Origin of the sequence: Rhodoferax antarcticus ANT.BR (genome assembly GCF_001938565.1) — a bacterium.
GTDB classification, from domain to species: domain Bacteria; phylum Pseudomonadota; class Gammaproteobacteria; order Burkholderiales; family Burkholderiaceae_C; genus Rhodoferax; species Rhodoferax antarcticus.
Window position 1 is genome coordinate 70,599 of record NZ_MSYM01000006.1, and the last position, 25,083, is coordinate 95,681.

Annotated in this window: 23 protein-coding genes; 5 read left to right on the top strand and 18 right to left on the bottom strand. The window is 59.1% G+C overall.

Annotated features, from left to right (window positions below; genetic code table 11):
- Nucleotides 1–36 precede the first annotated feature (36 nt).
- On the top strand, nucleotides 37–1,152 hold the full coding sequence (locus BLL52_RS03120) for an ornithine cyclodeaminase (RefSeq protein ID WP_075585299.1): 1,116 nt from the start codon (nucleotides 37–39) through the stop codon (nucleotides 1,150–1,152).
- Here BLL52_RS03120 and BLL52_RS03125 read toward each other — a convergent pair.
- The 6 genes from BLL52_RS03125 to BLL52_RS03150 all read right to left on the bottom strand — a co-directional run bounded on the left by BLL52_RS03125 (nucleotide 1,136) and on the right by BLL52_RS03150 (nucleotide 7,223).
- Entirely contained in the window at nucleotides 1,136–1,711 is a 576-nt protein-coding gene (locus BLL52_RS03125) for an LPS-assembly lipoprotein LptE (protein ID WP_083633759.1), read from the bottom strand. The two genes, BLL52_RS03120 and BLL52_RS03125, sit on opposite strands and share 17 nt — an antisense overlap.
- A 9-nt stretch (nucleotides 1,712–1,720) precedes the next feature.
- A complete protein-coding gene (leuS, locus tag BLL52_RS03130; RefSeq protein WP_075585271.1) occupies nucleotides 1,721–4,594 on the bottom strand; it encodes a leucine--tRNA ligase in 2,874 nt (957 codons plus the stop codon).
- 110 nt (nucleotides 4,595–4,704) lie between these two features.
- Nucleotides 4,705–5,187: an ExbD/TolR family protein gene (locus tag BLL52_RS03135; protein WP_075585272.1), complete on the bottom strand. Its 483-nt coding sequence runs from the start codon at nucleotides 5,185–5,187 to the stop codon at nucleotides 4,705–4,707.
- 16 nt (nucleotides 5,188–5,203) lie between these two features.
- Complete coding sequence (locus BLL52_RS03140) at nucleotides 5,204–5,854, bottom strand: MotA/TolQ/ExbB proton channel family protein (protein WP_075585273.1); 651 nt, start codon at nucleotides 5,852–5,854, stop codon at nucleotides 5,204–5,206.
- Nucleotides 5,851–6,666 carry a 4-hydroxy-tetrahydrodipicolinate reductase gene (dapB, locus tag BLL52_RS03145; protein WP_075585274.1) on the bottom strand — a complete coding sequence of 272 codons (816 nt, stop codon included), beginning with the start codon at nucleotides 6,664–6,666 and terminating at the stop codon, nucleotides 5,851–5,853. The genes BLL52_RS03140 and dapB overlap by 4 nt, the downstream gene beginning before the upstream one ends.
- Nucleotides 6,667–6,674: 8 nt before the next feature.
- The gene (locus BLL52_RS03150; protein ID WP_075585275.1) at nucleotides 6,675–7,223 is read right to left on the bottom strand and encodes an outer membrane protein assembly factor BamE; all 549 of its coding nucleotides are present in this window, start codon (nucleotides 7,221–7,223) and stop codon (nucleotides 6,675–6,677) included.
- Between the two features lie 98 nt (nucleotides 7,224–7,321).
- Here BLL52_RS03150 and fur point away from each other — a divergent pair, with 98 nt between their 5' ends.
- Nucleotides 7,322–7,750 (top strand): ferric iron uptake transcriptional regulator, encoded by a 429-nt coding sequence (gene fur / locus BLL52_RS03155; RefSeq protein ID WP_075585276.1) that lies wholly within the window; start codon nucleotides 7,322–7,324, stop codon nucleotides 7,748–7,750.
- A 2-nt stretch (nucleotides 7,751–7,752) separates the two neighbouring features.
- Here fur and hprK read toward each other — a convergent pair whose 3' ends face one another.
- From hprK to hpf, 3 genes are all read right to left on the bottom strand, one after another.
- On the bottom strand, nucleotides 7,753–8,703 hold the full coding sequence (hprK, locus tag BLL52_RS03160) for an HPr(Ser) kinase/phosphatase (RefSeq protein WP_075585277.1): 951 nt from the start codon (nucleotides 8,701–8,703) through the stop codon (nucleotides 7,753–7,755).
- Nucleotides 8,704–8,712: 9 nt separating this feature from the next.
- Entirely contained in the window at nucleotides 8,713–9,180 is a 468-nt protein-coding gene (locus BLL52_RS03165) for a PTS sugar transporter subunit IIA (protein ID WP_075585278.1), read from the bottom strand.
- 82 nt (nucleotides 9,181–9,262) lie between these two features.
- Nucleotides 9,263–9,592 carry a ribosome hibernation-promoting factor, HPF/YfiA family gene (gene hpf / locus BLL52_RS03170; RefSeq protein WP_075585279.1) on the bottom strand — a complete coding sequence of 110 codons (330 nt, stop codon included), beginning with the start codon at nucleotides 9,590–9,592 and terminating at the stop codon, nucleotides 9,263–9,265.
- 331 nt (nucleotides 9,593–9,923) lie between these two features.
- Here hpf and corA point away from each other — a divergent pair, with 331 nt between their 5' ends.
- On the top strand, nucleotides 9,924–10,910 hold the full coding sequence (gene corA / locus BLL52_RS03175; RefSeq protein ID WP_075585280.1) for a magnesium/cobalt transporter CorA: 987 nt from the start codon (nucleotides 9,924–9,926) through the stop codon (nucleotides 10,908–10,910).
- Between the two features lie 39 nt (nucleotides 10,911–10,949).
- On the opposite strand, the gene BLL52_RS03180 is transcribed toward corA, so the two are convergent.
- The 4 genes from BLL52_RS03180 to BLL52_RS03195 all read right to left on the bottom strand — a co-directional run bounded on the left by BLL52_RS03180 (nucleotide 10,950) and on the right by BLL52_RS03195 (nucleotide 16,589).
- Nucleotides 10,950–11,711: a 5'-methylthioadenosine/adenosylhomocysteine nucleosidase gene (locus tag BLL52_RS03180; RefSeq protein WP_075585281.1), complete on the bottom strand. Its 762-nt coding sequence runs from the start codon at nucleotides 11,709–11,711 to the stop codon at nucleotides 10,950–10,952.
- Between the two features lie 13 nt (nucleotides 11,712–11,724).
- Complete coding sequence (locus tag BLL52_RS03185; protein WP_075585301.1) at nucleotides 11,725–13,395, bottom strand: long-chain-fatty-acid--CoA ligase; 1,671 nt, start codon at nucleotides 13,393–13,395, stop codon at nucleotides 11,725–11,727.
- A gap of 175 nt (nucleotides 13,396–13,570) precedes the next feature.
- Nucleotides 13,571–14,989 (bottom strand): Re/Si-specific NAD(P)(+) transhydrogenase subunit beta, encoded by a 1,419-nt coding sequence (gene pntB / locus BLL52_RS03190; RefSeq protein WP_075585282.1) that lies wholly within the window; start codon nucleotides 14,987–14,989, stop codon nucleotides 13,571–13,573.
- Nucleotides 14,990–15,002: 13 nt separating this feature from the next.
- Nucleotides 15,003–16,589, bottom strand: a complete 1,587-nt coding sequence (locus tag BLL52_RS03195) for a Re/Si-specific NAD(P)(+) transhydrogenase subunit alpha (RefSeq protein ID WP_075585302.1) — start codon at nucleotides 16,587–16,589, stop codon at nucleotides 15,003–15,005.
- 235 nt (nucleotides 16,590–16,824) lie between these two features.
- On the opposite strand from BLL52_RS03195, the gene BLL52_RS03200 reads away from it, so the two are divergent.
- Both BLL52_RS03200 and mnmA read left to right on the top strand, forming a co-directional pair.
- The gene (locus tag BLL52_RS03200) at nucleotides 16,825–17,337 is read left to right on the top strand and encodes an NUDIX hydrolase (RefSeq protein WP_075585283.1); all 513 of its coding nucleotides are present in this window, start codon (nucleotides 16,825–16,827) and stop codon (nucleotides 17,335–17,337) included.
- Nucleotides 17,334–18,470 carry a tRNA 2-thiouridine(34) synthase MnmA gene (gene mnmA / locus BLL52_RS03205; RefSeq protein ID WP_075585284.1) on the top strand — a complete coding sequence of 379 codons (1,137 nt, stop codon included), beginning with the start codon at nucleotides 17,334–17,336 and terminating at the stop codon, nucleotides 18,468–18,470. Before BLL52_RS03200 ends, mnmA begins: the two co-directional genes overlap by 4 nt.
- Before the next feature lie 58 nt (nucleotides 18,471–18,528).
- On the opposite strand, the gene BLL52_RS03210 is transcribed toward mnmA, so the two are convergent.
- The 5 genes from BLL52_RS03210 to BLL52_RS03230 form a co-directional block, all read right to left on the bottom strand.
- Nucleotides 18,529–18,822 (bottom strand): metal-sensing transcriptional repressor, encoded by a 294-nt coding sequence (locus BLL52_RS03210; RefSeq protein ID WP_075585285.1) that lies wholly within the window; start codon nucleotides 18,820–18,822, stop codon nucleotides 18,529–18,531.
- A 74-nt stretch (nucleotides 18,823–18,896) separates the two neighbouring features.
- On the bottom strand, nucleotides 18,897–19,121 hold the full coding sequence (locus tag BLL52_RS03215; RefSeq protein ID WP_075585286.1) for a YgaP family membrane protein: 225 nt from the start codon (nucleotides 19,119–19,121) through the stop codon (nucleotides 18,897–18,899).
- 19 nt (nucleotides 19,122–19,140) lie between these two features.
- On the bottom strand, nucleotides 19,141–20,427 hold the full coding sequence (locus BLL52_RS03220) for an NAD(P)/FAD-dependent oxidoreductase (protein ID WP_075585287.1): 1,287 nt from the start codon (nucleotides 20,425–20,427) through the stop codon (nucleotides 19,141–19,143).
- Between the two features lie 22 nt (nucleotides 20,428–20,449).
- Nucleotides 20,450–23,737 (bottom strand): efflux RND transporter permease subunit, encoded by a 3,288-nt coding sequence (locus BLL52_RS03225; RefSeq protein ID WP_241838975.1) that lies wholly within the window; start codon nucleotides 23,735–23,737, stop codon nucleotides 20,450–20,452.
- 7 nt (nucleotides 23,738–23,744) lie between these two features.
- Nucleotides 23,745–24,848, bottom strand: a complete 1,104-nt coding sequence (locus BLL52_RS03230) for an efflux RND transporter periplasmic adaptor subunit (protein ID WP_075585289.1) — start codon at nucleotides 24,846–24,848, stop codon at nucleotides 23,745–23,747.
- Nucleotides 24,849–25,083: the final 235 nt, after the last annotated feature.

A 25,083-nucleotide genomic window follows, 5' to 3' on the forward strand; every position in this document is an offset into this window, starting at 1 on the left:
TATTTTCAGAAAATGACCAGCCCGAAGAGACCCAACATGAACCCCGCAAACACAGTATCAGCCAGCCGCACCAACACCCTGTTTCTCAGCCCGCAAGACGTGGCGGCCCTAATTGGCCGCCTGGGTCTGCCCGCCGCGCTGCAAGGCATGGCGGCGTATATTCGCCAGGACTTTTTGCGCTGGAAGAGTTTTGACAAAGCCCCGCGTGTCGCCAGCCACTCGGCCAACGGCGTGATCGAGCTGATGCCGATTGCTGACGCCAGCACCTACACCTTCAAATACGTCAACGGCCACCCGAAAAACACCGCACTCGGGTTGTCCACGGTGATGGCATTTGGCGTGCTGGCCGATGTGGCCACAGGCGTGCCGTTGTTGCTCAGCGAGCTGACCCTGACCACCGCGCTGCGTACCGCTGCTACATCTGCTGTAGCAGCTCGCGCTTTGGCCAGGCCCAACAGCCGGGTGATGGCCTTGATAGGCAACGGTGCGCAAAGCGAGTTCCAGGCGCTGGCTTTTCACCATTTGGTCGACATTGAAGAGATTCGCCTGTTTGACATTGACCCGCAAGCTACCGCCAAGCTGATGCGCAACCTGCAAGCCAACCCGGATGCCGCTGGCCTGCGCCTGACTGCCTGCAGCAGTGTTCGCGAGGCGGTGCAAGGGGCCGACATCGTGACCACCATCACCGCCGACAAAACCAACGCAGCCATCATCACCGCCGACATGCTCGAACCCGGCATGCACATCAACGGGGTCGGTGGCGACTGCCCCGGCAAGACCGAGATTCACGCTGACGTGTTGCGCGCCGCCAAGGTGTTTGTCGAATTTGAGCCGCAAACCCGCATGGAAGGCGACTTGCAGCATCTGCCCGCTGACTTCGGTGTGACCGAGCTGTGGCAGGTGCTCGCCAGAAAATCGTCGGGGCGCGACAACGCAGAGCAGGTCACTATGTTTGACTCGGTGGGTTTCGCCATGGAAGACTTTTCTGCCCTGCGCTACCTGTATGACCACGCACTGCAGCTGGGCTTAGGCGCACCCATTGCCTTGATGGCGCAATTGAGTGACCCGAAAGACCTGTACCAGTTAATCCGACCAGCAAGCGCCAAGCTGGCCCAACCCAGCGCACAAGCGCAGACTACCGAATCTGTTTGACAGCCGCCAGACGGCGCTGAATCTGCTGGGCAATATCGCTCTGCATGTCGCGAAACAGCAAGGCTTCTTCGGTTTCCTTGGCCAGCGCGGCGGTTTCGCTGTAGCTGATGTCGCGCTGCTGCATGATCTCGGTGTCTTCAATCAACTCACGGCCTTGCGGCGTGTCCAGCCTGAAGCGCACCCGCAAGCGCAGCTGAAACTCACGCACCTGGCCGGAAGAGTTCATTCCCACAACGATCTTTTCACGCTGCTCGCCGAGCACCTTGAGCACCACTTGCGCCTGCGTTTGCGGCACATCGGCATCCATAACTTGTACTGCACCACCAAACGAGCGACGCAGCTCCTGCACCACCGCGCCCCCCGGATTCGGTCCGATGGCGATGCTGGTAAAGGCAAAGTTCTGGCTGCCACGCAGCTTGAAGCCGCAGCCCGCCAGCACACCGCTGGCGAGCAGGGACAGCGCCCAACTACGCCGCGATAAATCTGGCACTGCCGAAGGCGCAGGCAAGCGGGCAGACACCTCGGGCGATACCGTCACAGGGAACAAATCAAACTTCATGCGACCTCCTTAAACCACCAGATTGACCAGACGCCCAGGCACCACAATCACTTTTTTCGGCACTGCACCCTGGCTGAACTTTTGAAACATCTCATGGGCGATGGCCGCTTGTTCAATGGCCGCCTTGTCGGCGCTGGCGCTCACCACAATCGAGCCGCGCAGCTTGCCATTGATTTGCAACATCAGTTCGATCACGTCTGTGACCAGGGCGGCCGGGTCCACCTGCGGCCACGGGGCATCCAGCAGATCGCCCAGCGCACCCGCGTAGCCCAGCTCAGACCACAGCGTGTGCGCGATATGCGGCGTAGCCGGGTACAGGCAGCGCAGCAGAATGCCAAAACCTTCGATAAGCGCTACCTGCGCGCCGACTGAGTCGGTGGCCTTGAAGTCCTCTAGGGCGTTGATCATCTTCATGGTGCCCGAGACCACGGTGTTGTACTGCATGCGCTGGTAGTCGTAATCCACCTGCTTGAGCACGCTGTGAATCTCCAGCCGCAAAGCTTTGGCTTGCTTGCCAAAATTTACATCTTTTAGGCTTCTAGCCCTTGTAGCGATTGCGCTAGCAGCTTCCATATCCATAGCAGACAACTTGACGCCAAAGTTCCACACCCGGCGCAGGAAACGGTAGCTGCCTTCAACGGCGGCGTCGTTCCACTCCAGCGTGGCCTCAGGCGGCGCGGTGAACATGGTGTACAGGCGCGCGGTATCGGCACCGTATTTTTCGATCAGGTCTTGCGGGTCCACGCCATTGTTTTTGGACTTGGACATGGTGCCCACGCCTTCGTAGTCAATGGCGGTGCCCACTGGCAAGGTCACGCCACCGCTGTCCACCGCCTTGACCAGCCGCGCGCCAATCACCTTGCCGGCATCGTCATGGATGTGCTCCACGTCAGCCGGCCAGAAATAGTCCTTGCCACCCTTGTCGGTGCGTCGGCTGTAGATGTGGTTCAGCACCATGCCTTGCGTCAGCAATTTGGTGAAGGGCTCATCGACCTTGACCAGCCCCAAGGCCTCGGAATCTCCGGGGCCCTTCACCCGGATATCACGCATCACCTTGGTCCAGAAGCGTGCGTACAAAAGGTGCAGGATGGCGTGTTCAATGCCTCCAATGTACTGATCCATCGGCATCCAGTAGTCGGCGCCCTCGGCCACCATCTTGTCAGCGTTGGTCGGGTCGCAGTAGCGCATGAAATACCACGAGCTATCCACAAACGTGTCCATGGTGTCGGTCTCGCGCCGCGCCGCTTTGCCACAGATCGGGCACGCGACACGCTTGTCGCTTCCAGGGCTCGCCGCGTGAAAGGCTTCGCACTTGACCAGCGGGTTGCCCGAGCCATCGGGTACCAAGTCCGTCGGAAGCACCACTGGCAGGTCTTTTTCTGGCACTGGCACTGCGCCATGCTCGTCGCAATGGATGATCGGAATCGGCGTGCCCCAGTAGCGCTGGCGCGACACGCCCCAGTCGCGCAGGCGCCAGGTGATTTTTTTATCGCCCAGGCCGAGGGCAGCCAGATCAGTGGCGACAGCGGCCACGCAGTCCTTGAACACCAGCCCATCGTATTTGCCCGAGTTGATGGCGATACCCGCGCCTTTTTCGGCATACCAGTCCTGCCAAACGGTGGTGTCAAACACCCGGTAGGCAGGGGTATCGGTTGCGCCGGGTGACGATGTTGAGCTTGCGTCTAAGGAGCCCAGCGTACCGGATGCGCCAGCCGTAGCCGCCACGCCAACGACAGGTCTAATCAGCAAGCTGTACTTCAGCGCAAACGAAAAGTCCCGCTCGTCATGCGCTGGCACGCCCATCACCGCGCCATCGCCGTAGCTCATCAGCACATAGTTGCCTACCCACACCGCCACCTGCTCGCCGCTCAGAGGATGGGTGACAAACAGCCCGGTGGGCATACCGACCTTGTCCTTCAGAGCCATCTCGGCCTCGGTGGTGCCGCCTTTTTGGCATTCCTCAATGAAGGCCGCCAGAACCGGGTTGGACGCTGCAGCATGGGTTGCCAACGGATGCTCCGGTGCCACCGCGCAAAAGGTCACCCCCATGATGGTGTCGGGCCGGGTGGTGAAGACGTACATGCGCCCCGACTCGCCCACTGGCGAGTCTGCCAATGACCCAATCAGCCTGCCCGATGCGTCCGCAATGGTGTGCGGGAAGGCAAAACGCACACCTTCGCTCTTGCCAATCCAGTTTTCCTGCATCAGCTTGACGCGCTCGGGCCAGCCCGGCATCTTGTCGCCGGTGACATTGGCCAGCAATTCCTCAGCGTATTGGGTGATGGCCAGGTAATAGCCCGGAATTTCGCGCTTCTCCACCACCGCGCCGGTGCGCCAGCCCTTGCCGTCGATGACCTGCTCGTTGGCCAGCACCGTCATATCGACCGGGTCCCAGTTGACGACCTGGGTCTTGCGGTAGGCAATACCTTTTTCCAGCATCTTCAAAAACAGCCACTGGTTCCACTTGTAGTACTCGGGCGTACAGGTGGCCACCTCGCGGCTCCAGTCGATGGCCAGGCCCATGGCCTGCATCTGCTGCTTCATATAAGCGATGTTCTCAAACGTCCACTTGGCAGGAGGCACGCCGTTTTTCAGCGCGGCGTTCTCGGCGGGCAGGCCAAAAGCGTCCCAGCCCATCGGCATCAGCACGTTGTAGCCCTGCATGCGCAGTTGGCGCGTCAGCATGTCGTTGATGGTGTAGTTGCGCACGTGGCCCATGTGCAGCTTGCCACTCGGGTAAGGCAGCATCGAGCAGGCGTAAAACTTTTTCTTGGCCTGGCCCTGGGCGTCCACGGCGTTTTCTGTCACGCGATACGCGTCGGTGGACTGCCAATGCGCCTGCGCCGCGGGCTCAACGTCGAGGTGGGTGTATTTGTCTTGCATAACGATCTGTCGTGGCGGCTTGAAGTCCGCTGTAGCGTGAAGTCACGGGGATAAAGCTGCGGGGTACCTTGTGGCGCAAACCGGGCGCAGCAGGCAGGCTTGGCTCGATTTTAGGGTTTGCGAGCGTCCACGGCGGCGGGGGCTGGCGTCTGTGTGGCCCGCTGAGGCGATGCGGCCGCTGCCGGGTTATCCGCGACGAAGCCGATGCGGTTCAGGCCGGCCTTTTGCGCGGCACCCATCACCTCGACAATGCGGCCATAGGGCACCGCCGTGTCGGCACGCAATTGCACTTCGGTGTCGGGGTTAGCCTGCTGCGCGGTCACAAACTGGCGGGCCAACTCGTCTGGCGACACCGGCTGGTCGTTGAGAAAAGCCTGCCCGGCAGCGTCCACCACCACCATCACGGCTTTGGGCACATCACTGGCCTTGGCGGCATCGGTTTTGGGCAGATCCAGCTTGATCGAGCTGGCCAGCAATGGCGCGGTGATGATGAAGATCACCAGCAACACCAACATCACGTCGATCAGCGGCGTCATGTTGATGTCGCTCATAGGCTGCGCGCCGGAGCTGCGGTCAAGGCGGCCAAAAGACATGGGGGTCAGCCTGGCTTTAAATTGGCGCGCTGGCGCTGCCCACCAGCTCGCGCAGGTCACGGGCGAAACCTTCCAGCTCGGCCTCGATACGCGCGACGGATCGGCCAAGCACGTTGTAGGCCAGCACCGCCGGAATGGCCACCACCAAGCCCGCAGCCGTCATGATCAGCGACTCACCGACCGGGCCGGAAATCTTGTCAATGGTGACCTGCCCCGCGGTTGCGATACCAATCAGCGCGTGGTAAATGCCCCAGACCGTCCCCAGCAGGCCGACAAAAGGGGCGGTCGCACCCACCGTGGCCAGCAGCACCTGGCCATGCTGCAACTTGGTCAGCGACAGGTGCAAGGCATTGCGCAGCACACGGGTGAGCTGGGTTTCGCGCCCACCGGCGCCGGCCAGCGTGTTACCTGCTTCCAATTTTGTAGCTTCAACCATAGGCAAAACAAGGGATTCACGGTCAAAAGCCTTGATTTTTTCGGTGGCATCCTGCACGTTACCCGATTGCCAAAAAACGGCAATACAACGCTCCACATCGCGGCTGGCACGGTGCAGCAACCAGGCCTTCCACAAAATCACCACCCAGCTGCTGACCGACATGGCCAACAGCAGCAGGGCCACGCCTCGTGCCAGCACGTCACCTTGCAAGAAAAACTGGGCCAGGTTCATTTGAGGTTGAGCACGTCAGCCATGTCATACAGACCGGCCTTGCGCCCATGCAGGAAGCGCGCCGCACGCAGACTGCCTCTGGCGTAGCTGATGCGGCTGGATGACTTGTGAGAAATCTCGATGCGCTCGCCGGTACCGGCAAACAACACCGTGTGGTCACCCACAATGTCACCGCCGCGAATGGTGGCAAAACCGATGCTGGACGGGTCACGTTCGCCGATGATGCCTTCACGCGCGTACACCGCACAGTCTTTCAGGTCACGCCCGAGGGCGTCAGCGACAACTTCACCCATCTTCAGCGCGGTGCCAGAAGGTGCATCCACCTTCTGGCGGTGGTGCGCTTCGATAATTTCGATGTCATAACCGGTGGACAACGCCTTGGCAGCGAGCTCCAGCAATTTCAAGGTCACGTTCACGCCGACACTCATATTGGGAGCCATCACGATGGCAATGTCTTCGGCAGCAGCGGCAATCTCGGCCTTTTGCGCATCGGTAAACCCGGTGGTACCAATGACCAGATTGACACCCAGCTGGCGGCACACCTGCAGGTGTGCCAGCGTGCCCTCAGGCCGGGTGAAATCGATCAGCACATCGGTGTTGCGTAAGGCCGTGAGCAGATCCGAGGTGATGGCAATGCCACTGCTCAAGCCAATAGACGCCGCCGGATCCAGGCCAATGGCTGGGCTGCCAGGCACATCCAGCGCCCCGCTGAGTTGGCAATCGGTAGCCTGCGAGACAGCTTCAACCAGCATGTGTCCCATGCGGCCGCTGGCACCGGCCACACAAATACGGTGGAGGATGGCGTCGCTCATGCGGACCTTTAACGGGCAGGGGGTTCGAGTGGCGGGTAGCTGGCAGGCGGCATGGCCTCCAGCGGTGCGGGGCTTGACGCTGCCTGCGCAGGTTTGGTGGCAGCTTTCAGACTTTCAGGGGACATTTCCAGCGCCGGCACCGGGCCAGACTTGCGACCCGAATCCAGCGAGGCCACAAACTCAGCCTCAGTGGGCAGCGGATCTGCTTGGATACGTGTCAGGGTGTCATCCTCAAAGAAAACCGTGACCTTGCGGGCCTGGGGCTCCACCCCTTGACGCTTGAAGGTAAACACGTAGTCCCAACGGTCGGCATGAAACACATCGGTCAGCAAAGGTGTACCAAGAATGTTCTTGACTTGCCCACGGCTCATGCCTACTTTGAGCGCCTCAACCTGTTCGCGGGAAACAAAATTACCCTGCACAATATCAATTTTGTAAGGTGTAATCATGTTCACCAGCCGGTTGCTAGCCCCATCCACCGAACCACAGGCAGACAGCGCAACCACGGCGGCGCTAAGCGCCATCCGGCAGACACAACGAACGATGGAATCAGACATAGAACAAGCCGCGACGATATGATGAGAACATTGTACTGGCAGCATCCCGAACCACCACGCGCCGCCCAACAACGAAAAAAGGTAACCGAAAACTAGGTATGAGCAAGATTGATGAACTCAAAAGCACCGGCCTCAAAGTCACCCTGCCCCGGTTGAAAATTCTAGAGATTTTTCAGAAAGGTGGGCAGCGACACATGACGGCTGAAGATGTCTTTCGGGTGCTGATCGAAGAGCGCTCCGACGTGGGTCTGGCCACCGTTTACCGGGTACTGGCGCAGTTTGAGCAGGCCGAACTTCTGTCGCGCAGCCATTTTGAGAGCGGAAAAGCCGTGTACGAACTCAACGAAGGCCAGCACCACGACCATTTGGTGTGCCTGGATTGCGGCCGGGTTGAAGAGTTTTTTGATGCCGAAATCGAAAAGCGGCAAAACGCTGTGGCCAAGGACAAGGGCTTTACCATCGCCGACCACGCCTTGAGCCTGTACGCTCACTGCAACCGCGACAACTGCGCGCACCGACCCAAATAACTTTATTGCGGATCTTCCATCGCTTTGCGATGGCGCTCGACAAATTCCTTGTAGGTATCCACGCCGCGAATCTGCAAAATGGTGTTGCGCACCGCCGCCTCCACCAACACGGCAATATTGCGTCCCGCCACCACCTGAATCACCACCTTGCGCACTGGCACGTCGAGCACATCCTGGGTTAGTGGCTCAAAGGGGATGCGTTCGTAGTCGCGCTCCAGGGTTTCCCGGCGCACCAGGTGCACGATTAACTGCAGACGTTTTTTGCGCCGCACGGCGGTCTCGCCAAAAATGCCGCGAATATCGAGCAAGCCGATGCCGCGCACCTCCAGCAAATTCAGCAGCAATTCGGGGCAGCGCCCTTCAATGGTGTCCTGATTGATGCGAAACAGGTCAACCGCATCGTCAGCCACCAGACCATTGCCGCGTGAGATGAGTTCCAGACCCAGCTCGCTTTTGCCCAGGCCGGATTCACCGGTGATCATCACCCCCAGGCCCAAAATGTCCATGAACACGCCGTGCATGGTGCAGCGGTCGGCAAAATGCTTCGACAAATAGGCGCGAAGCACATCAATCACAAAGGCAGATGAGTCGGCAGTGGCAAACATCGGGATCTGGGCACGCTCGCACATGGACAGCAGGGCATCAGGCGCCGTCTGCCCGTCGGCCAGCACCAGAACCGGCGGCTCCAGCGTGACGATGCGAGCAATGCGCCGTGTGCCGTCCTCAGGCGTAGCGTCGGTCAGGTACGCCACTTCGCGCTCGCCCAGAATCTGCACCCGGTACGGATGAATGTAGTTGAGATAGCCGACCAAATCAGCACCAGAGCGCGCAGCGCGCACTGCCAATTCGTCAAAGCGTCGCTCGGAGGCGCCCAGACCAGCCACCCACTCCCAACGTAAATTGCCCCGAAACGCCTCAAAGAGAACGTCGGCGCTGATGACAGTGGGCTTCAAGACGCGGGCCTAATTTGGCTGCACCGACTGCCAGCTGGTGATCAGCCCATGCAGGTCGGCCACCGTGGGGCTGTCCATGAGCTTGTCCCGCAAAGGCGCGTCGCTGAGCATTTCAGCAATCTCGGAAAGAATTTCAAGGTGTTTTTGCGTGGCAGCTTCCGGCACCAGCAGGAAAATCAACAAACCCACGGCCTGTTCATCAGGCGCCTCGAAGCCGATAGGGTGCGCCAGCTGAAATACTGCTGCCATCGGCGACTTCAGGCCCTTGATGCGTCCGTGCGGAATGGCCACCCCGTGGCCCAGGCCGGTCGAACCCAGGCGCTCACGGGAAAACAGGCTATCGGTCACCAGCGCACGACTCAAACCATGTAGATTTTCAAACAACAGGCCCGCTTCTTCAAAGGCCCTTTTCTTGCTGGAAAGGTCCACTTGGACGAGCACATGGTTGGCAGTAAGGATAGATGCAAGTCGGTTCATGATGGACCCAAATTATGCGTCCTGAAAAGTTGGACGCAAAAAAAAGCCGCACGCACCAGCGGGCGGCTTGGCAGAGTTTAGATTACATCAGGCACTTGGCAGCATTGCGATGGTGCGATTGCAGGCGATCCTTGTGGCGAACCACCTGGCGGTCCATCTTATCCACCAACTCATCAACTGCAGCATACAGATCCGAGTGGGCACTTTCTGCAAACAATTCAATGCCTTTGATATGAATATTGCATTCAGCTTTCTGGCGACGCTCCTTTTCTTTCTGGTTTTCGAGGGTGAGCAGAACTTTGACATCCACAACCTGGTCGAAATGGCGTTTGATACGGTCAAGTTTGTTGGTGACATAAGACCGCAACGCCGGTGTGACTTCCAGGTGGTGACCACTGATTGTCAAATTCATAAAGAGCCTCCTACAGCTTGGGTTGAAAGAGTTACCTACGACATGTCGGCAACCGGAAGATTGAATGGAAGGGTTGATCAGACTATGCCTGCGAGCTCAGCCGATTGCAAGTTTTTCAATGCTGCACTGCAGCAGTATCCGGACTTAAGCCTTGAAAACTTGTCCGAAACCACCCTGCGGTGCCATAATCCGGCAGTTTTAAACAACAGGATTTTCCACCTTGGAACCCTACCCTAGTCGGTAGCTTTCGACCCCAAAACAAGCATCTGGGGTTGGAAGCTAACCTCCCCACCCCTGTCTTTGATGCCTTGTTTATTTTGGGAGTGAGCTTATGCTCAACATCTTCACGCTGGCCAACGGCCGCCTGTTCCAGGAAGAAATTGAATCACTGGAAGAGCTTTCGCAATTTCAGCCCATCTGGGTTGACCTCGAATCCCCGACGCCGGAAGAGAAACGCTGGATCAAACAGTACTTTGGCCTGTCCATTCCAGAAGACGCAATGGACGAGGACATCGAAGAGTCAGCACGCTTTTACAAGGAAGATAACGGCGAGTTGCATATCCGAAGCGACTTTTTGGTCGCAGATGTTGAGGACCCACACGCCGTACGCGTGGCCTTTATCCTCAACATGGAAAATGATGCGCTGAAAAGTCGGGGTGTCCTTTTTTCCATCCACGACGAAGACGTGCCGGTGTTCCGACTGTTGCGCATGCGCGCCCGGCGTGCCCCGGGGCTGATTGACGATGCCAAGGATGTGCTGCTCAAGCTGTTTGACGCCGATGCCGAATACTCCGCCGACACGCTGGAAGAAATTTACGACGAGCTGGAAAAAGTCAGCCAGAAGGTGTTGTCAGGCGACCTGACCGATGCGTTGGCCGGAGAAGTGCTGGGGGCCATCGCCCGCCACGAAGACATGAGCGGCCGTATTCGCCGCAATGTTATGGACACCCGCCGCGCGCTCAGCTTCATGGTGCGCAGCAAAATGCTCAGCGGCGAGCAGTTCGAGGAGGCGCGGCAGATTTTGCGGGACATGGAATCGCTGGACTCCCACACCGCGTTTCTTTTCGACAAGATCAACTTTTTGATGGACGCTACGGTGGGTTTCATCAACATCAATCAGAACAAAATCATCAAGATGTTCTCGGTGGCCAGCGTGGCGCTGTTGCCACCCACCTTGATCGCCAGCGTGTATGGCATGAACTTCAGGTTCATGCCCGAGCTGAATTGGGCGCTGGGCTACCCGTATGCACTGGCGCTGATGGTGACCAGTGCCTTGGGGCCGATGTGGTACTTCAGAAGGCGTGGCTGGCTCAAGTAACAAATAGGCCTCTAGCCCTTATGACATAAGCGCTAGCAGCTATTGTTTTGGTAGTATTTTCATGAACTGCGAAACAATCGCCAAGGCGTAAGGGCTGGCAACCTGTTGCACAAACGCGGAGAAATCCATGTGCGCTTGCGCGTCAGCACGGTCTGAAATGGTGCGCACCGCTGCAAATGGGACGCCATAGTCAAAACAGACTTGCGCCACAGCCGCCCCTTCCATTTCCACCGCCAGCGGCAGATGGCCCGCTGTGTGCAAATCGGCGCGCATGCAGGCCACGTCGTTGGGGTCGCAGACAAATTGGTCGCCGCTGGCAATCAGACCACGGTGCACGCTCGGCGCCTCCAGCAGATTAGTACGATGAAAATGGTCACCAACCCCGGCCAGGCCTGTGTTGACAGCTTCAAATAAAATAGCAGACAAGACGGCGTCGCAGTCCAGCGTGGCGCGCCCGTACAGCGGAATCTCGTAACGCGGAAACAGCGGGCCGGAGTCCATATCGTGCTGAATGAAGGCGTCTGCCACCACCACGTCGCCTACCTTGACACCATCGCCGATGCCACCGGCCACCCCGGTAAACAGCACCCGCTCTGCACCAAAGGCCTCTATCAGCGTGGCCGTGGTGCTGGCTGCGGCCACTTTGCCCACCTTGGACAACACCAGCACCACGTCGTGGCCGGACCACTGGCCACACCAGAAAGTGCGCCCGGCACGCATGCGTTTAGTGGGCTGTTGCAGTTGATCCAAAAGTCCTTTTTGTTCATCCAGCAGGGCACTGACGATGGCAAGTGTTGTCAACGGAAATCCTTGATTAGCCGCGCAATTCGCGCCGAAGGATTTTACCCACCGGGGTTTTCGGCAACTCGGTACGAAATTCCACCGTCTTCGGGTGTTTGTAGCCTGTCATGTATTCTTTGCAGTAAGCGCGCACCTGCGCCTCGGTGAGATTCGGGTCTTTTTTGACGATGACCAGCTTGACCGCTTCGCCCGATTTGTCGTCAGGCACGCCCACGCAGGCGCATTCCATCACCCCCGGCATGTGCGACACCACATCTTCGACCTCGTTGGGATACACATTGAAGCCGCTCACCAGAATCATGTCCTTCTTGCGATCGATGATTTTGAAGAAGCCGCGTGCATCCATCACGCCGATGTCACCGGATTTAAAGTAGCCGTCGGGCGTCATCACCTTGGCCGTCTCGTCTGGCCGTTGCCAGTAGCCAGCCATCACCTGCGGGCCCTTGATGGCGATTTCGCCCGGCTCGCCAGGTGCCGAGTCGTTGCCCTCGTCATCAATCAATTTGAGCCAGGTGCTGGGCACTGGCACACCAATAGCGCCGGAATACTCGGTCACGTTGACCGGGTTGCAGGTGGCAATGGGCGAGGTTTCACTTAGCCCGTAGCCCTCACAAATAGCGCAACCGGTTTTCTCGAACCAGAGCTTGGCTACCGCGCTCTGCACGGCGGTACCGCCGCCGGCTGACACCATCAGGTTCTTCCAGTCGACTTTACCGAAGTCCGGGTGATTGGCCAAGCCGTTAAACAGGGTATTGACCGCCGGAAACACATGCACCTTGTGCTTGGCCAACTCGCCCAGCACAGCAGGAAAATCGCGCGGATTAGGGATCAGGATCAGCTTGCCACCCAGGCGCAGCGTCAGCATCATGTTCACGGTGAAGGCGAAGATGTGGTACAGCGGCAGGGCGCAGACTGAATTGATCTGCTCACCCTTGGGTATTTTGACCAGCGCGGGTTGGAAGCAGGCATCTGCCTGCAGCACATTGGCCACTAGGTTGCGGTGCAGCAGCACCGCCCCTTTGGAGACACCGGTGGTGCCGCCGGTGTACTGCAGCGCGGCAACATCGTCGGGCTTGATAGTGACTTTTTTCAGGCTGCCGCTGCTGGCCTGGGCCATGGCGGCGTTGAAACGAACTGCCTCGGGCAAATTGAAGTCCGGCACCATTTTCTTGACGTTGCGCACCACATAGTTCACCAGCGAACCTTTAAGTAGGCCAAGCTGGTCGCCCATGGCGCACAGCACCACGTGTTTGACCGGGGTCGCGGCCACACATTTTTCCAGCGTGGCGGCAAAGTTCTCCAGAATGACAATGGCTTTGGCGCCGGAGTCCTTGAGCTGGTGCTCCAACTCACGCGGGGTGTACAGCGGGTTGATGTTGACCAGCGTGAACCCGGCACGCAGGATGGCCGCCACCGCAATCGGGTACTGCAATACGTTGGGCATCATCACCGCCACCCGGTCGCCACGTGCCAGCCCCAAGCCTTGCAGATAGGCGCCAAAGGTCTGGCTCATTTCATCCACTTGGGCGTAGGTCAACTCCCTACCCATGAAGCTGTAAGCGCTCAGACTCGCATTTTTCTTAAAACTCTCCTCCATCAGCTCGACCAAGGACGCGTAGCGGCTTTCGTCAATATCTGCGGGAACACCTTCTGGATAGGTCGACAGCCAGATGCGATCAGTCATGATGAAGTCTCCGAGTTTTAACAAGACTATGATTTTGACTGCCTCCAAGGCGCACGATGCCTGTGTTTTCCCTAATTAGGGAAAAGCCCCCAAACCTAAACTGCAGGGCAGGCCGATGTGGGGGCTTGAGGTTGCACCAAAAGTCCGACATGCGGGATGGCGCAGCGGCGTTGGGTCAGGCTCGGAGCGCAGTTAGCACCTCGTCGAGCATTTTTTTCGCATCGCCAAACAACATACGGTTGTTTTCTTTGTAAAACAACGGGTTGTCTACGCCCGCGTAGCCCGAAGCCATGCTGCGCTTCATGACGATGGAGGTCTTGGCCTTCCAGACCTCAAGCACCGGCATACCGGCAATCGGGCTGGTGGGGTCGTCCTGCGCGCTGGGGTTAACGATGTCATTGGCGCCGATGATCATGGTGACATCGGTGGCCGGGAAGTCGTCGTTGAGCTCATCCATCTCAAACACGATGTCGTAAGGCACCTTGGCCTCAGCCAGCAGCACATTCATGTGGCCTGGCATGCGACCCGCCACAGGGTGAATGCCAAAGCGCACGTTGACACCCTTTGAACGCAGAAGCTTGGTGATCTCGAACACCGTGTGCTGGGCCTGCGCCACCGCCATGCCGTAGCCCGGCACAATGATCACCGACTTGGCGTCACGCAGCAACTCGGCCGTTTCCAGCGCCGTCACCGGTGTGACTTCACCTGCAGGCTGCGCTGCACCACCCGCCGCCGCTTTGGGTGTACTGGTGGTACCAAAACCGCCAGCAATCACGCTGATAAAGCTGCGGTTCATGGCGTTACACATGATGTAAGACAAGATGGCGCCACTGGAACCCACCAGCGCACCAACCACAATCAACAAGTCGTTGGACAGCATAAAACCGGTGGCCGCTGCGGCCCAGCCAGAGTAGCTGTTGAGCATGGACACCACCACTGGCATGTCGGCGCCGCCAATCGCCATGACCATGTGAACGCCAAACAGCAGCGCGACGATGGTCATCACGATCACTGGCAACATGCCAGACTGAACATCGTGCGCCTGCATGAACGCGCCACCAAAATAAATCACGACCAGCAAACCCGCCAGATTGAGCCAGTGCCGCCCCGGCAGCAAGACCGGGTTGCCGCTGATGCGCCCGGACAACTTGCCAAACGCAATCACCGAGCCAGCAAAGGTAACCGCACCGATGAAGATGCCAATGTAGATTTCCAACTCGTGGATGGATTTGGCAGCGCCTTCAAACCCAGCACTGGCCGTCGGATCAACAAAGGTGGCAAAACCCACCAGCATCGCCGCCAGACCCACCATGCTGTGCATCAGCGCCACCAGCTCAGGCATTTGCGTCATTTGCACCGTGCGCGCCGCGTACAAACCAATGCCGCCACCAATCACCATCGCGCCGACGATCCACGGCAAGCCCGCTCCCGTGACTTGCGGGCCAAACACGGTGGCCAGCACCGCCAGCGTCATGCCGACCATGCCGTAGAGGTTGCCGCGCAGTGCAGTGGTCTGATTGGACAGACCGCCCAGGCTCAGAATAAAAAGAATGGTTGCGCCAATGTACGCAACCGTAACCAAACTGGAAGACATGGGTTGACCCTTCTTATTTTCGGAACATGGCCAGCATGCGCTGCGTCACAGCGAAGCCGCCAAACATATTGATCGCCGTCAGCACAATGCCTGCCGCCGCAACCCAAGTGATCAGGCTGTTGGGCCGGTCCATCGCATTGGCAATAGGCGAAATCTGCACCAGCGCACCAATGGCAATGATGCTGGAAATGGCGTTGGTCACGCTCATCAGCGGCGTGTGCAGGGCTGGTTTGACGTTCCACACCACCATATAGCCGACAAAACACGCCAGCACAAACACCGTGAAGTGCGACATGAACTCTTTGGGTGCATTGGCACCAATCAGCCAGAACAACCCAGCCGCCACACCAAACACAATGGCCAGCTTGCTGCCCGCCATGGGGGCACTGGCTTCGCCGTGCCCGTGGCCTTTTTTCGCCACAGCAGCTGCAGGTTTAGCTGCAGTCGGTGGCGCAGCAGCCACTTTGGGCGCAGGCGCTGGCCAGGTGATGGTGCCACCCTTGGTGACCGTCAAGCCACGGATGGCATCGTCTTCCATGTTGACGTCGATGATGCCGTCTTTGGTCTTGCACAACTCCTCAGCCAAGCGAAACAGGTTGGTGGCATACAACGTGGACGACTGCATGGCCAAACGCGAGACCAGGTCGGTGTAGCCGACGATGGTCACCCCATGCTTTACCACCGACTGACCGGGCTCGGTCAGCTCGCAGTTGCCGCCCTGCTCGGCAGCCATATCCACAATCACGCTGCCGGGCTTCATGCTCCTGACCATCTCGGCGGTGATCAGCTTGGGCGCTGGTTTGCCAGGAATCAGCGCGGTGGTGATGATGATGTCGACCTCTTTGGCCTGCTTGGCGTACATGTCACGCTGGGCTTTTTGAAAACCCTCGCTCATCACCTTGGCGTAACCGCCGCCGCCGGAGCCTTCTTCCTCGTAATCCACCTTGACAAATTCACCGCCCAGTGACACCACTTGGTCAGCCACTTCAGCGCGGGTGTCATTAGCGCGCACGATGGCGCCCAGGCTAGCGGCGGTGCCGATGGCAGCCAGACCCGCCACCCCAGCCCCAGCGATGAACACCTTGGCTGGCGGCACCTTGCCTGCAGCCGTGATCTGGCCACTGAAAAAGCGGCCAAACGCGTTGGCGGCCTCGACCACGGCACGGTAGCCAGCGACGCCGGCCTGGGAGGTCAGGGCGTCCATCTTTTGCGCGCGGCTCAGGGTTCGCGGCAGCGCGTCAATGGCCAGCACGGTTGCGTTTTTAGCGGTGAGCAACTGCATCAGTTCAGGGTTTTGCGCCGGCCAGATAAAACTGATCAGCGTGCCGCCCGCGCGCAGCAGACCCACTTCGCCGACGGTCGGGGCGCGCACCTTGAACACGATGTCAGAGGTGGCCCACAACTCGGCAGCGTCAGGGATGATGCTGGCCCCAACGGCCTGGTAGTCAGCGTTACTGATATTGGCGGCATCACCGGCACCGCATTCGACGGCCACAGAAAAGCCCAGCTTGATGAGCTTGGTCACCACCTCGGGCACGGTCGCGACACGTTTTTCACCCGGAAAAACTTCGCGCGGCACGCCAATGCGCTGCGCCAACATCACCGGCCCAGACGCACCCGCAGGCTGTCCTGCCGGGTCAGCGGTGGTTATTTCACCTTGCATGAAGCGTCTCCTCGAATAATTAAGCAGTAAAGAGCGCGAACGCCGCTCTGAAACGAACGTGCGACTTTACAACAGATTACCGCGTCCCACCTTGGGTAATCCGTACTCGCCAAGGTGGGTTCCATACGGCCGGTTCGACCGCAGCCGCACGGGCTTGCGGGATAATTCGGGCATGACTGAAAGATGGAAACCCAGCGCCACCGTGGCCGCAATCATTGAACACCAGGGCAAGTTTTTACTGGTGGAAGAACACACCCCGGAAGGTTTGCGGCTAAACAACCCTGCCGGGCATCTGGACGAGGGCGAAAGCCTGCTGCACGGATGCGCCCGAGAAGCCCTCGAAGAAACCATGCACCTATTCAACCCAGAATATTTGGTGGGTGTGTATATGTCACGCTTTCATCGCCCGGCAATCGCCGATCAGGCGGCGCAGGACGTGACCTATCTGCGCTTTGCCTTTGGCGGCACGCTGGGCGCCTTGCAACCCGCACGCAGCCTGGACGCTGGCATTGTGCGCACGCTATGGTTGTCGCCCGATGAGATTCGGGCCAGCGCCGCCCTGCACCGCAGCCCGTTGGTAGGGCGCTGCATGGAAGACTGTTTGCGTGGGCAGCGTTTCCCATTGGCGCTGCTCCACACCGACCCCAGCGTGACCGGCTTGCCCAGTGGACCTATCGCGCCATGAGCAGCACTGCGCCATATCAACGGGTGGTTGTGGGCTTAAGCGGCGGCGTTGACTCTGCCGTGACCGCCTGGCTGCTCAAGCAGCAAGGCCATGAGGTGCTGGGCATCTTCATGAAAAATTGGGAGGATGACGACGACTCGGAGTACTGCTCCTCCAACGAGGACTTTGTTGACGCCGCCGCAGTTGCAGACGTGATTGGCATCGAGATTGAGCACGTCAATTTCGCCGCCGACTACAAGGACCGGGTGTTTGCCGACTTCTTGCGCGAATACAGCGCGGGCCGCACGCCGAACCCCGATATTTTGTGCAACGCAGAGATCAAGTTCAAAGCCTTTCTCGACCACGCCATGCGCTTGGGTGCCGACAAGATCGCTACCGGCCACTACGCCCGGGTGCGCTTGAACCCGCAAACCCAACAGCACGAGCTGCTCAAAGGGCTGGACCCGGCCAAAGACCAAAGCTATTTTTTGCACCGCCTCAACCAGGCGCAACTGTGCAACACCTGGTTTCCGGTGGGCGAGCTGCTGAAAACCGAGGTACGCCGCATTGCGCAAGAGATTTGCCTGCCCAACGCGAAGAAAAAAGACTCCACCGGCATCTGTTTCATTGGCGAGCGGCCTTTCAGAGAATTTTTGAACCGCTACATTGCCCGCGAGCCAGGCCCGATCAAGAACGACAAGGGCCAAATAATTGGGGAGCATGTGGGACTGAGCTTCTACACCCTGGGGCAGCGCCAGGGGCTGGGTATTGGTGGCCTCAAAGCCAAAGGCGTGCAGCGCGGCGGGGGCGAGCATACGCCCTGGTTTGTGGCCCGCAAAGACTTGAACCACAACACGCTGTGGGTGGTGCAAGGGCACGGCCACCCTTGGCTGCTATCGCACACGCTGCAAGCCGGTCAGAGCAGTTGGGTCGCCACCGAGGCGCCGTCGCCTGGCGACTTCGCCGCCAAAGCGCGTTACCGGCAAATGGATGCGCCGTGTGTCCTGCATAGCCTCACAGCAGACGGCTTTGCACTGACCTTTCAACAAGCGCAGTGGGCGGTCACGCCAGGGCAATCTGCGGTGCTTTACGACGGCGATGTCTGCTTGGGGGGTGGCATCATTACCAGCGGCAGAACGACTCAATTACTCTGATTTATATAGCTGCTAGCGCTTATCCTATAAGGGCTAGAGGCCAATTTCATATAAAAATCTAACCGATGCGGGCGAGCAGACTTTCCATGTCTTTCAACATGGCTGCCATGCCTTCGGGCTGCAGCTGGTCGGGCGTGATGCATTGCTGCAGTTCCTGCTCCATGAAACACATGGTCATACGCAGGTAGGTGCTGTCTAGCGCCTTGCGCACCGCAGAAAACTGCTGGCTGATTTTTAGGCAGCTTTCACCCTCTTCAATCATGCGCTGCACGCCGCGAATCTGTCCTTCCGCTCGGCGCAACCGGTTGATCACGTCGTTGCGTGCTGCTTCATTGGTCAATGCCGTGGTCATGACAGGAATCCTTTAGATCGGTGTCAGGTGGCTGCGAATGACGCTCAAGCGTTCACTCGCAACACACAGGGAACTTAACGCGTGCGGCTAGCGCCCTCTTCAGGCACACCGAACTTCCTCAAAATGACGGCCAGCGGGCAAAAGTTGGTAAAGCCTGACTGAAACAGGTTGAGGCCAACAAAGGCGGTAAAGGCCAAGGCCCACCTACTGACAAATAGCGGACTTCCCTCCACCCCCAAAGCTAATGACAGCACGATAAAAAACCCGGCAAAAACAAAAATATAGCGCTGAACCGTCATCTCGAAACTCCTTTAAAAATCACTTATCTAACCGATTGATGCCCAACAGGCCCATGATGTACTTTTCATAGATAGGCTCGGACGTGCCTTTCTTGAGCTTGCGCATGAAATATTTCTCGTAGGCAATTTTGGCCAGATGCACCCATTTGCCCTTCTTGAACCAGTTCACATTGCGCGGCGGAATTTGCGGCAGTGCCACAAAGGCAGCGCCCGTGTCGCCCATGTCCGCCAGGCAAACCGCGTTCCAAGTGCCCTTGCCGGTGACTGGCTTGCCAGCGAGCTCGTTGGCAATGTTGTGGCAGATGGCGGTCATCATGCTTTCGATCATGTAGCCGGTCTTGGGGCAGCCGGTAGGCACTGGCGTGACCTCCACTGGTGGAATCGCCACACACACACCCGCTGAGAAGATGTTTTTGTACGCCTTGGTGCGCTGAAACTCGTCAATGATGACCATGCCCCGTGGGTTGCACAGATTAGGCACCGCCGCAACCGCGTCCACGCCTTTGAACGCTGGCAGCATCATCGACATCTTGAAGCTGATTTCATGTTCTTTCAGGACGTTGCCCTGGTCATCGATCTGAGTGCTAAACATCTTGCCTTCTTCCACCTTGGTGGTTTTAGCGTTGGTCACCCACTTGATGTCACGGTTGCGAAACTCCGACTCCAGCATCGACTTGCTGTCACCCACGCCACCCAGACCCAGATGCCCGATGTAGGGCTCGCTGGTCACGTAGGTCATATGCACCTTGTTGCGAATCTTGCGCCGACGCAAATCGGTGTCTAGCACCATGGCAAACTCATAGGCCGGGCCGAAACAGCTGGCACCCGGCATGGCACCCACTACGATCGGGCCCGGGTTTTTCACAAACTGCTCGTACTCCGCAAAAAATGCCTGCGCATGATCCACATGGCAGATCGAATGGGTGAAACCACCCCCGCCCGAGGCAACCGGTCCGGCACCCGGCACATCGTCAAAAGCCAGTTGCGGGCCAGTGGCAATCACCAGATAGTCGTAGTCCAGGGTTTGGCCATCCACCAAGGTCAGCTTGTTGGCTGCGGCGTCAATCGTCTCCACGGCTTTGGGAATGAAACCAATTTTTTTGCGCGTCAGATAGGGCGCAATCGGCAGCGTCACCTCTTCGCGCTTGCGCCAACCCACCCCAACCCAGGGGTTGCTGGGCACGAACTGAAAATAATCAGTGGTGTTGATGACGGTAATGCGATGCTCCTCAGGAAGCATTTCACGCATTTCGTAGGCTGCGGGCATGCCGCCGATGCCGGCGCCGATGATGACGATATGGGCCATGTTGTCTCCTCGTTATAAATAGTTAAATTACTTTCGGGATCACACCCGCCGCGTCTGTGCGCAGTTGGTGACGGCGCCAATATAGCGCGTAATAAAGAACCGGTATCACTAACAGCGTGAGAACCGTTGACACCAAAATTCCGAAGATCAGCGAGATCGCAAGGCCGTTGAAGATCGGGTCATCCAGAATAAAAAATGCGCCGATCATGGCTGCCAAACCGGTCAACGCAATGGGCTGCGCGCGCACCGCGGCCGACTGCACCACCGCGTCTTTGAAGGCCAATCCGCTTGCCACCTGCAGGTCGATAAAGTCCACCAACAAGATGGAATTACGTACGATGATGCCGGCCAGCGCAATCATGCCGATCATCGAGGTGGCGGTGAATTGTGCGTTCAGCAGCGCGTGGCCCGGCATCACCCCAATGATGGTCAGCGGAATCGGCGCCATGATCACCAGCGGAGTCAGGTAGCTCTTGAACTGCGCCACCACCAACAGGTAAATCAGGATCAAACCGACGCCATAAGCCGTGCCCATGTCACGGAAGGTCTCGTAGGTGATCTGCCACTCGCCGTCCCACTTGATGGCGTATTGCCGGTAGGGGTCGGGCGGCTGGTTGATCCAGTATTCACCCACCTCGCCGGTGCCCGGTAGGGCAGCATCTTTGAGCTTGTCGCGGATGGCAAACAGGCCATACAAGGGCGAGTCCAGCTTGCCTGCCATGTCGCCAAACACGTAGCTTACCGGTTGCAGGTCTTTGGTGAACAGCGGTTTGTCGATGATGCCCCGCTCCACCTGCACCAGTTCGGACAGGGGCACCATCTGGCCATTGGCGGCTCGCAGCGGCATGGCCAGAATCGCGTCCAGGTCCACCTGGTCTGCCAGCGGCAATTGCAGGCGTACCGGCACCGGGTATTTGGTGTGCCCGTCATGCAGGTAGGCGGCGTCGGCCCCGCTCAGGGCCATAGCTGCGGTTTGCGCCACCGCAGCGACCGAAATGCCCAGCGATTCGGCGCGCTGGCGACGCACCCGCAGGTAAGCGCGCGGTGCGTTTTCTTCCAGCGAAGTGTCCACCCCGACGATGTCGGGCGTGGCTTCAAAGGCGGTTGCAATGCGCGCAGCCAGGGCCTGGCGCCCGGCTTCATCCGGGCCATACACCTCGGCGACCAGCGGCGACATCACTGGCGGGCCGGGCGGCACTTCAACCACTTTGATGCGGGCGTGGTGGCGCTGGCCGATTTTTTCCAGCTCCGGACGCAGGCGTTGCGCAATCACATGGCTTTGATCGTCGCGTCTATGTTTGTCCACCAGATTAACCTGCAAATCGCCCTGCTCGGCATCGGCACGCAGGTAATACTGGCGCACCAGACCATTGAAAGTGATCGGCGAGGCGGTACCAGCGTAGGCCTGCAGGTTCAGCACCTCGGGCTGTTGCGCCAGAAATGCGCCCAAATCATGCAAGGTGGCGGCGGTTTCTTCCAGCGGTGTGCCAGCGGGCATTTCGACCACCACCTGAAACTCGCTCTTGTTGTCAAACGGCAGCATCTTCAGCACCACCCATTGCACCATTGCCAGCCCCACCGACAACGCCAGCGCCGCCAAAATGCCGGCCAAGAGCAGCCAGCGCTTGCGCGAGCTGTCCAGAAACGGGGTGAGCACGCGGGCAAAAAAGGCCTGCAGTTTGGCGCTTTTTCCTGACGCGGGGGGATGGCCCGCGCCGTGGCCATGAGAACGCATCAGCGTCAGCGCCAGCCATGGCGTGATGGTGAAGGCAATCGCCAGAGAGATCGCCATACCCAAGCTGGCATTGATTGGGATCGGGCTCATGTACGGCCCCATCAGGCCTCCGACAAACGCCATCGGCAACAGTGCCGCAATGACGGTGAAGGTGGCCAGAATCGTCGGGCCACCGACCTCATCCACCGCACCTGGAATGATCTGGCCCAAGGTGGCGTCCGGGTACAGCTTCTGGTGCCGGTGGATGTTTTCCACCACCACAATCGCGTCGTCTACCAGAATACCGATGGAAAAAATAAGTGCGAACAAGGACACGCGGTTCAGCGTGAAGCCCCAAGCCCAAGAGGCAAACAGCGTGGCCGCCAGCGTCAAGATCACCGCTGCGCCGACGATGACCGCCTCGCGCTTGCCCAGCGCAAAGCCCACCAGCAAAATCACCGAGCCAGTAGCAAACGCCAGCTTTTGAATCAGCTTGTTGGCTTTTTCTGCGGCCGTTTCGCCATAGTCGCGGGTCACCGTGGTTTCGATGTTGGCCGGGATCACCGTGTTTTGCAGCGCGTCAACACGCGCGCGCACTGCCTGAGAGACATCTACTGCGTTGGTGCCCGGCTTTTTGGTGACGGTCATGGTCAGCGCTGGGTAGACACCACCGGCAGCGAGCTCAGTACCGGCGTCAGCTGAATCGACGCCTGTGGCTGCGCCGGGAGTGAACCACACATAACGCTGGGGCAACTGAGCACCGGTTTCAATCTGCGCCACTTCGCGCAGGTAAATCGGTGTGCCCTTGCTGGTGCCGACGATCACCTCACCCACATCTTCTGCAGTACGCAAAAACTCACCGGTTTCAACCTGGAGCATTTGCCCGTTGACACTGGCACTGTTGATCACCGCGCCAGACGGCATGCTGACGTTAGCAGCAGCCAGAATGGACTTCAGCGACAACACGTCAACACCGCGCTCGCGCAGGCGCACCGGGTCCAGCCAGACATGCACCGCACGCGAAGGGCCACCAATCGTTTTGACCTCGCGGGTGCCGGGCACACGCTTGATTTCGGCCTCCACCACGTGGGCAACGCGCTCCAGGTCAGCCGCCGCCATGACGTCTTTGCTCCATAGTGTCACGGCCAGGACGGGCACGTCGTCAATTCCCATGGGTTTCACGATGGGGGTCAGCGTGCCCAGATCACGTGGCAACCAGTCCTGGTTGGCGTTGAGTACGTCGTACAGGCGCACCAGCGCCTCAGTGCGGGGTACGCCGACCTCGAACTGCACCGTCATCACCGCCATGCCGGGGCGCGCCACCGAAAAGGTGTGCTCAATACCGGCAATCTGGCTCAGCACCTGCTCGGCCGGGCGCGCTACCATGTTTTGCACGTCTTCGCTGCTGGCGCCGGGGAACGGGATCAGCACATTGGCCATGGTCACGTTGATCTGTGGCTCTTCCTCGCGCGGCGTGACCAGCACGGCGAAGACGCCGAGCAGCAGCGCGACGATCGCCATCAGCGGCGTCATGGCATTGCGCTTGAAGGTGCGCGCCAAGCGGCCCGAAATGCCTAATTGAGTTTCACCTTGCATGGTCATCTCACTTCGCCACTGCACCAGCTGCCAGCGGCTGCGCGCCGCTCAAGCCGGCCTTGACCGGGTCCAGCGCCACCTGGTCTTTTTCCTGCAAGCCCGCCAAAACCTCAAAGCCTTGCTCACCATGGTCTGCCCCCAGGCGCACCGCCTTGAGCACAAAACCGCTCGCACCAGCGACATACACCGCCGTCAGTTCGCCGCGGCGCAGCACCGCCGCTGCCGGAATCACCAGCCGCTGCTTTTCCCCAGCGGCAAAACGCACCCGAATCTGCTGGCCTGGCACCAATGTGTTAGCGGCTGTTGCGGGCAACTCCAGACGCCACTCTATGGTTTGCGACACCGGGTCAGCACCCGGCATGCGGCTGGTAAGCGTCGGGCGAATCCACAATTGGGCGCCGTCAGCCGCAGGCACTTGAACCTCAATCTCGCTCTTTGGTGTGATGGCGTTGGAGCGCGATACCGGCATTTGCACCACCGCGCGCAACGGTGTGGGCGCGTACAGCGTCAGCAAAGGCGTGCCGGGCATGGCCAGATCACCCACCTCGGCCTGGGTTTGCAGCACCCAACCCTCAAAAGGCGCAGTGACACGAGTAAAGCCTTGCGATAAACCCGCTTGACGGGCGCCAGCGCTGGCTTGGTCACGCCCCGCCTGGGCTGACTTGAGTTGGGCATCAGCGCTGTCCATGGCGGCCGAGCTGATGAAACCTTTGGCCAGCAAATCGCGCGTGCGGTCGAAATTGGCCTGCGCGTTGCGCAACTGGGCCTGCGCCTGGGCCACCTGGGCCTGGCTGCTTTGCACGCCCGCCTGGGTTTCGCTGTCATTGATGGTGGCCAGCAGTTGACCCGCTTTGACCCGGTCACCGGGCTTTACGGCCATCGACACCAGTCGACCCGCCGTCTGCGCCGAAATGGTGCTTTGCTGAACGGGTTGCACCACGCCGTCCATCTCAAACCCCGCCCCCACCGCATGCCGCTCAACAGCCGCCACAGGCACCTGAACCGGTGCTTGCGCCCAAGCTAAGTTCACAGACCAAGCAGCAGCCACAGCCAACCAGGTCAGGCGATGGCGAAGCAGAAGCAGCGGGCGGCGAGAGAAAACGTCAGACATGAAACTTCCTTCAGAAATACGGTAGGGAGTATATGAGAAATCGACGACTGAGCGCTGGCGACTTGATGTGAATCATGCCGCGTACGTTAACGGACAGCCACTTTCTCGCGTCACGTCTTGCCAAGAAAAATGGCCCGCTGCATTACTGAAGCGGGCCGTTCATTTACCAATCCTTGCTGACTAGGTGCTAAAACGGAATATCGTCGTCCATGTCGTCAAAGCCGCTGGCCGGGCG